This is a genomic window from Marinomonas sp. S3726, assembly GCF_000967665.1.
GTDB lineage: Bacteria > Pseudomonadota > Gammaproteobacteria > Pseudomonadales > Marinomonadaceae > Marinomonas.
Map to the genome: position 1 here is coordinate 1 of NZ_JXYC01000034.1, position 6,818 is coordinate 6,818.

General features: G+C 43.2%; 8 protein-coding genes. All 8 read right to left on the reverse strand.

From position 1 onward, the window contains the following. The coding region (locus TW85_RS21945) for a phage baseplate assembly protein (protein WP_046019299.1) at positions 1-769 on the reverse strand (769 nt) is incomplete at its 3' end. After that, a complete protein-coding gene (locus TW85_RS25725; RefSeq protein WP_052702363.1) occupies positions 766-2,004 on the reverse strand; it encodes a DNA circularization N-terminal domain-containing protein in 1,239 nt (412 codons plus the stop codon). The genes TW85_RS25725 and TW85_RS21945, both read right to left, overlap by 4 nt. Then, on the reverse strand, positions 2,004-3,986 hold the full coding sequence (locus TW85_RS21955; RefSeq protein ID WP_046019300.1) for a phage tail tape measure protein: 1,983 nt from the start codon (positions 3,984-3,986) through the stop codon (positions 2,004-2,006). Before TW85_RS21955 ends, TW85_RS25725 begins: the two co-directional genes overlap by 1 nt. 117 nt (positions 3,987-4,103) lie before the next feature. After that, positions 4,104-4,418, reverse strand: a complete 315-nt coding sequence (locus TW85_RS21960) for a hypothetical protein (RefSeq protein WP_046019301.1) — start codon at positions 4,416-4,418, stop codon at positions 4,104-4,106. A 27-nt stretch (positions 4,419-4,445) separates the two neighbouring features. Further along, positions 4,446-4,802 carry a phage tail tube protein gene (locus TW85_RS21965; protein WP_046019302.1) on the reverse strand — a complete coding sequence of 119 codons (357 nt, stop codon included), beginning with the start codon at positions 4,800-4,802 and terminating at the stop codon, positions 4,446-4,448. Positions 4,803-4,835: 33 nt separating this feature from the next. After that, the gene (locus TW85_RS21970) at positions 4,836-6,293 is read right to left on the reverse strand and encodes a phage tail sheath subtilisin-like domain-containing protein (protein WP_046019303.1); all 1,458 of its coding nucleotides are present in this window, start codon (positions 6,291-6,293) and stop codon (positions 4,836-4,838) included. Then, entirely contained in the window at positions 6,294-6,503 is a 210-nt protein-coding gene (locus TW85_RS21975) for a DUF2635 domain-containing protein (protein ID WP_046019304.1), read from the reverse strand. Positions 6,504-6,512: 9 nt separating this feature from the next. Further along, positions 6,513-6,818, reverse strand: a 306-nt coding sequence (locus tag TW85_RS21980) for a phage protein Gp37 (protein ID WP_046019305.1), incomplete at its 5' end; no start/stop codon positions are given.

Below are 6,818 nucleotides of genomic sequence, written 5' to 3' on the forward strand. Positions count from 1 at the left end.
TTGGGTTATCTGAACTTATGATGCTAGGTTTATGACGTCTGGTTAACACTTTGATCGTGCCTTTTGGCTGGGTTTTCGCCTTTGAATCAAGTAACGCTAGCGGGTTGTTTGCCTGTTGTGCGCATACGGTATATTCACTAAAAAGATTGCGACTACTAAATGTACCAGACGCACTTTTTATATTTTTACCAAGTTCAAGCGCCACTTCAGACAAGCTTGAACCCGCGCGAGTAATGACTAGGTTTCCGTTTTCATCTGAGACAAGTAATACAGCCTTGATTCTTGCTAGCTCTTCTAAAAATTCCCAAATGGGCTGTCCAAGGTCTAGCATGTGGTCAGCTTTCATCGGCTCGTTGGCTGCACTTGATGCAGAGGGATCGACAATCACATCAATACCAAACGGCAAGCAACAAGCACTTGCAATTTGCCTTAAGCGCATGCCTGCTTTAAATTGCTTACCTTCTGTCGTGCTAGCAATTAAATCAGATACCTTACTCCTACCTACCACATTCAATGTATGAGTTTTAGCGTTGTAAGAAGGGTTTACATCATCGATATAGCCAGAGGTGATCTTTTCTTTATTGATAAATATCTCAACTGCTTGATCTGTCTTTATTGTTCGAGCAGACGTTTGAGATGCTTCTTCAAAACTATCGGTTAGCGTTAAATTAAATGAATGAGCACCGCGTTCAATTGAGCGGGCTATAGTGGCCTCAGTCCAATAGGAATGAATCTTTCCATCAATATGAAGGTAAAGTAAATCACTCATGACAGCACCTCCAGTTCAACACCTGCAGGCATAAACACAGGGTTAGTTATGCTATTACGGTTGACCAGCTCAGCTTCTCTATTTGCGTCACCATAAAGGTTATATGCCATGACTAACGCGGGGACGCTTTGATTCAATGTTGTCGTATTTGATGTGGCCAGATTTGGCTCAATGTCAGCAATATATTTAACAAGGCTCGCTTGCAAATCAGCCCACGCAAAATACGCTTCATCCGTCGCACCCGCATCAATCAATAAATCAACGGTAGTGAGCAACTTATCTCGTGTAATTTGTGCTTCAGCTAAGGTAACAAAAGCGTTATCACTTGAAGAGGTAGAGGTACTGGAAGCTGACTGTATCGTCACAATGCTATTGGTAGCCGCAACGGTTGCCGCCGATACAATCAAAGTATTTAGAGCTGCATTATTGATTGCCTCTTGCGCTCTATTAACTGAAAAAGAAGTATCAATATCTGCGGCTAAATCATCACCGAATCCTGCTAATAAATGGTCATACGCTTTAAACGCGACTTTAATATCGTTAATCGCGCCGAACGCAGATGCGGCAACGCTGACCAATGACGAAACTAAATTTGCAGGTTGTAATATTAAGCTGGCTACCTCGTTTCCGAAGTCATCAACAATCGCTGCAACCGTGTCGATCGGTTCAAGGTACCCAGCAATTTGACCATTAATTGCCCTGATACTATCTACAAATCCGTCTAGCTTTTCTAAGGCTGATTCTTCAACAAAAGCGGCTGTATCATCGACGGTAAAGGAAGTAACAAAGCTGTTTTCAATAGCTATATTCACTGCTGCTGAAGCGTCAGTGAGCTGCTTCGCTTTATTAGACGTTGAAGTAGGCGGGGTGAGCTTTCCGGCCCTAATGTATTGAATCGTGAGTGCGCAATACCCACCGCGACGTGTTGTTATTGACCAGTCAAAATCTTGAACTTGAATATTGAGCGTGCCTAAGTAAGGGTGAACAAGCTTACCTGATCCAGGTTTTTTCAAAGCGGCCATAAGCTTGTCACGCTCTAAATCATAATCTGCACCCACTAAATAAACGGTTAATCGTTCAGTTTCCGCTTTAAGTCCTAGGTCTTCAGCATGGTATTTTTCTTGTTGTGGGTACTCATGCAAAGCAACACGACGACCACCTGAGCCTCCCGCTCCATCAACACTAAATTCTACACCGCGGAAACTTCCTACTCGTAAACGGTCACGCCAGCTCATTATAAGGCCCCCATACTTGAACCAGCGATATCTAAATCAATGTGGTTAGAGCGTACCGACGTCACTTTTGTATGACCGTCTTCAACCGTGATTTTTAGCTCGGCTTTAGGGTTTTCAACTTTTGATGCTTTAAGGTTTTGTTCCTGGTCTTTTTTATCTTCAGCAAACAAGCTTGAGATCTGCTCAGCAACGCTGGTACTTACAGACTCCCCAGCAAAATAACCGCCTAAACTACCGAGTAGGCCACCAACAACCGCGCCCACAGTTGTTCCAACTAGGGGAACAACTGAGCCTACCGCGGCACCGACTGCAACACCGCCCCAACCACCAAGGGCCGAGCCGCCTACGCCGCCCGCAATACCTGCGGTATCAACGACTTTTTCTTTGGTGCTAGCGTCACTCGATAATGTGTCATATAAAGCGTAACCACCGCTAGCAAAGGCGAGAGGTGCGCCGCCAAATTTGCCCGCTTTTTTAAATAGTTTTGATGCTTTTGATTCCGCCTCTATTACCGAATTTATTGAGCTTAAATTTGGAAGACTCGCTTGCTTTCTATTTCTTTTTGAGCCTTTTGGGCTGATTAACTTATCCATTGTTAATGGCGCCGAGGACGGCATATTAACCACATAAACGGGAGTAACCCCTGCGGCTGCTTCCAAAGCTTTACCAGTTGCGACACCACTTGCAACATTGCCAAATTTACCTAGCATTTTTTTTGCTAAAGGGCCGCCGTATTTATACGCTCCCATTCCAGCTAAAGCAGCAGCGCCACCTCCAACTATCAAATCAGTACCATCAAGCCCAAATCCACCACGCTCTTCAGTATCAAGTAACTTCTTAACACCGGCATTAATACCTTTATTAAAAGGAGATACAAAGCTATCAGCGGCCTCGGTTAAAGCTCCTTTTAGTCGGGACACTTGATCTATTGAGTTATCAATTGCATCACTGAGTCCATATGCAATTGTTCCCTTCGCGGAGGCAATGTTGAAAGTTTTCTGACGAGCGCCTTGAATAGCGCCATCACTTAAAAGCGCTTTAATGCCTTTTTGAGTGTCTAAATCAGTTTCACCAAATCCAAATGAAATAACGGCACTACGTTGAAGGTCTGTATTTTGTTTGAGATAGACTTTTGATACGTCTTCTAAAACTTTAAAAGGATCTCGCCTTGCACCACCGTCATCAAATAAAGGAATGCCTAGCCTTTTAGTAAGGTTGTCCCCATATTTTTTGTTAGTAAATATGCGCAATGTGCTATCTGCTAACGTTGCTAATTGCTCAGGTTGTGTTTCTATTAGTGAGAGCTGCTCTACAAATCCAAATGCTTGTTCAAAAGATAGACCTGCTTGTTTTGCGTTTGGGCCAATACGTGAAAATATACTAGAAATGTCCTCTAGCTCTGCTTTACCTTCTCTACCTGCGGTTGTCATTTTATCGAGCAGTTCCACTGCTACGCCTGGTTTTGATAAATCAAAACCATAGATTTCACTACTTACACCCAACGCACTAGCTAAAATTTCCGGATTTGCGCCTGTAACAGCAGAGGCAGGCGCAATAGCTTGAATCCCCCCTATACTTTGCTTCCAACTAAGTCCTCCTTGAACCAATGTGTCCATTGCTTTCTGAGAGCTATCAGTAGCTACACCGTATTGACTTTTAAGAGCAAATAATTCTTTTTTTAGCTCTCGTGTTTTATCCCTAGCAACCCCAGCAGTTTGAGTGATACGGGTCAGATCTTTTTCCATCTGACCTGAGCGCTTACTCTGATTAATCAAAGCCCACGTACTACCGACAGCAAGTAGTTCTTGTTTAAAACCTCCAAGAAAATTACCCGTCGCGTTTCTAAACGTGTTTTTTAGGCTTTTTAATTCACGGTTTGATTTACGAGTAAAGCGCTCTACGTCCTGAGTTGAGTTACGAAGGCCGTTACTAAACTGATTGTTTTGTAGCTGTAAAATTAAGCTAGTTGTTAGATCATTCACGGGTTAGTAACTCCAAATAATAACTAAACTCATCAACGGGAAGCGCTCTTATTGTTTCTCTAGACCAGTGAAATTTAAGTGCAATTAGAGACGTCGCTTGCCAGTATTTTTGCTTTATTAAACGGTCTCTTCCGTTTCGCTTTCGCTTGAGGCTTTGCTCAACTTTCCCTGCGCTTTTCTCAGCTCAGTAAAGTCTTGTGGTGATAGCTTTCTTATATGTTCAATCCCAAATGGGCCTGTAAAGTCACCAACCCTAACAAGTTGTCGAGCGATTAAAGCACCGTTAAAAGCAAGCTGATTTTCGACACCACCTGATTCAATTTCAGCATCGAAAAGCTCCCCTGCGGTTTCAACTTCGCGCATTTCGTAGTCGGTTTGTTTTTTACCTTCAAAAAGGATTCCGTTAGTTAATTTACCTTTGATATTTCCCATTATTACTTGCCTCTATATTTAATTTAATTAGCTTACTGGGTCGGCTGAAATACCTTCCATTTTGCAACTATATTCCCCACCTGAAAGTGTCGGGGGCTCGCTCATCCAAGCACTAGATATCATCCAAGACTGACCGTTATCGTCTTGAATCGAGACGTTAACATCAGTCAAGTTTCTTAACTGATTTAGGTCTACGCCCGCTGTGTTTGCGATTTTATATTCACAAGATGGCGCAACGGGTTCTTCTGAAAAACCTGCCGGGCCAAGATCGGCCATTACAGCGTCACGCTTTTGACCGCCGGGGTTAAAACTTGCGCCGGGTAAAGAGTTAACTCTGCCTATACCAGGTATATCGAAATACAATTTTTTTGCGACTCTAGCCATGTGCTTTCTCCTAAATTTAAAACGCTTGAATATCTAAATAATGAATTGCTGTTTACCAGCGGTAATTCGAAGTTGATTAACTAAGTTTGGTGTATCACGCCAGTTCAAACGGTTAGCATCATCAGCGTCGCGCTCAACAATTAAGTTCGCTTCATAAGACTCGTAATCTTCCACCCAACCTTTTTTCTCCATCTCTCTATAAAGAGAAAGCAGCTCACCACGGATGATTTTTGGAGTAACGATCGCTTGGCCCGCTCCGTACTGCGTGCCATCACTGGCCAGTTTGTGACGTGGGTATTTCTGAGCCACCATAAGCCTTTGTTCATATCGAATACGCTCTAAGGTTTCTGGCGTACAAATATCTAAATAACTGGCATCACTTAAACCGCTAGCATTGGTTTGGTACATAGTGATTTGACGTTCAATGCGACAAGTACCGTCATCACCGACCGTGAAAGTTGAAATGCCATCGAATAAAAGAAGGTTGCGCTCGGTTTGGCCCCAACGCTCATGGCGGCTAGGCGCTAACATACCTTTTAGCACTAATGTTTGGAGTGGTCTTGCCGGGTCTATTGACAAAGACTTAGCTGCTACCGCTGCGTTAATCGCAGACAGCAAATAAGGCGGTGTTGGGCTTGCTCCCGTCCCCATACAAGATATATGTGGATTGTTTCTAGCCGAGCCGAATGTACCGCTTTGACCGTGTGTACCAGAAAAAGCAATAAAAGCACGACAACCGATTTGGGCCATTGGCCCAAAACGTTCGCCTAATTCAGTTTCAAGCTGAACAAGATTAAATGTATCTGTATAAGGGCAAACCAACCAGTTAAACCATTCGTCGCCCATTGCATCAAGCGCGGGTGACATATCAGGGTTACCTGTCCCACCGACAAAATCAGCAAATGTTAAAGTAACGCCGTCAGGTAACTTTTCATCATAATAATTTGCTTGCAGTTTTAGCCCGTTAAACACTTCACCTTTATGGCGAGATTTTACTCTAACAACTGCGTTTTCAAGCTCAGCAATAAAAGGCAAAGAAGTGTTTGCATTTATGCTAGCCGCAATCGAGGCCGCGATAGTATTTACATCATCCCCTGCGCTTACTCCTGCTCTAACCAGATTATTTCCAATATAAAGCGAAAGAGTTCCCGAGCCTGTTGCTGCGGTTTCGACTGTAAAAGCACCCGCTGAAACCGCTCCCTCGTTATCATCAGATAACGCTATCGCCCAAACTTCGGTATCGGCATTTGCGTTTAAAAATGCTTCACATTGACCAGCAAGCATAGCTCCTTGCCCAAAGAAAACCGCACCTTGTTTAGGGTCAGTGACTCTAATCGGTGTATTGACTGCCTGAATACCTGAATCTAACTTTTGTCCAATTATAACAACCTTAAACATTGTCGAAGACGCGCCAGCAAGCTCATTATTAAACTCGACGTAAGTTCCGGGGTTTCGTAATGTCGATGGTATATTGTCAAATGAAATACTCATTTATTTGTCCCCCTGAGTTTCAATTTTTTTGGCTGCTGCTTTAGCGGCTTTTTTATCTTCCACTAAAAGCAAATCACCATCTTTTAGCCTGCGACGGTAATAGCTATTTAAAATAACCAGCTCACCATCTGGGTTTAGTATCTGCCCGTTTTGCTTACGAACTTGCATACCTTCAAGCGGTTTTATTCTTACTTTATTTACGTCTTGCATAGGGTTCTCCTATTCTGTCAATTCGGTATCAGCGCTCATTAAAACGTCACTGCTTTCATTTAAAGTGTCTGAATGAAAGTGTTTAAATTCGTCTAACGTAGAAGCGTCTATCTGATTAAAAGGGTGCATTAGCAATTCGAAACTCATTTCATAACAACAGACACCTTGTTGCGCTTCTGCAAAACTAAAAAGGTTCTTAACCCGCTTAAACTTCAAGCCGTCAACTTGCCCAAGATCGAGCCCGTTTAGGGCGACGATAAGCTGCTCTGTCATTTGGTAGATTCCGACTTCTTGCTTGCCTTGTAGCGCTTTTGC

Coding starts and splice junctions, on each gene's coding strand:
- TW85_RS25725 (WP_052702363.1), bottom strand. CDS start 2,004: ATGAGCTGGCGTGACCGTTTACGAGTAGGAAGTTTCCGCGGTGTAGAA.
- TW85_RS21975 (WP_046019304.1), bottom strand. CDS start 6,503: ATGCAAGACGTAAATAAAGTAAGAATAAAACCGCTTGAAGGTATGCAA.
- TW85_RS21970 (WP_046019303.1), bottom strand. CDS start 6,293: ATGAGTATTTCATTTGACAATATACCATCGACATTACGAAACCCCGGA.
- TW85_RS21960 (WP_046019301.1), bottom strand. CDS start 4,418: ATGGGAAATATCAAAGGTAAATTAACTAACGGAATCCTTTTTGAAGGT.
- TW85_RS21965 (WP_046019302.1), bottom strand. CDS start 4,802: ATGGCTAGAGTCGCAAAAAAATTGTATTTCGATATACCTGGTATAGGC.